The sequence below is a fragment of the Burkholderia sp. APQ4-4ca genome, assembly GCF_057837105.1.
In genome coordinates, this window is record NZ_JBYQCG010000047.1 from 1 (window position 1) to 506 (window position 506).

A 506-nucleotide genomic window follows, 5' to 3' on the forward strand; every position below is an offset into this window, starting at 1 on the left:
ACAAGCAGGATTGGGACTTCGATGGGACTCTGATCTATGTCTACTCGCCCCTGATGATCGTCTGCGAAAAGCTGCGGGCCATCTGTCAGCAGACGACCGAATACACCCCAATCATCAAACGAGGACATAACGGTAGCGCACGCCCCAAGGACTGTGTCGACATCTTCGTGCTCACGAAGGCGCTAGAGTTGGATCTGACGGGCGAACAGATGCAGCGGATCCTGGCCTCGATGTTTGAGGCCAAGAAGGTGCCCCTGTCTTTCCTCGGCCTGATTTCGAACTACTACGATTTTCATCTGGCCGGCTTCCCGTCCGTTGCCGACACGGTTTCGCCGGATTTTGACCTCAAGGAATTTAAGGTCTATTTCAACTACGTGCTCGAGTTGGTTGACCGGCTAAAACCCACTTGGGACAGATAGGCGCCAGTCACTGACATAACGCGTATCGCTCATCTCATGCGTCAAATAAAAGTCGCGTTCGATCGGCAGGCGCCGAATCAGATCGAT

The 506-nt window shown here is 53.6% G+C and carries 1 pseudogene; it reads left to right on the top strand.

Annotated features, from left to right (window positions below):
* A pseudogene (locus AC3IFE_RS01605) lies at positions 1 to 419 on the top strand (nucleotidyl transferase AbiEii/AbiGii toxin family protein); the annotation flags it as partial.
* Positions 420 to 506 lie beyond the last annotated feature (87 nt).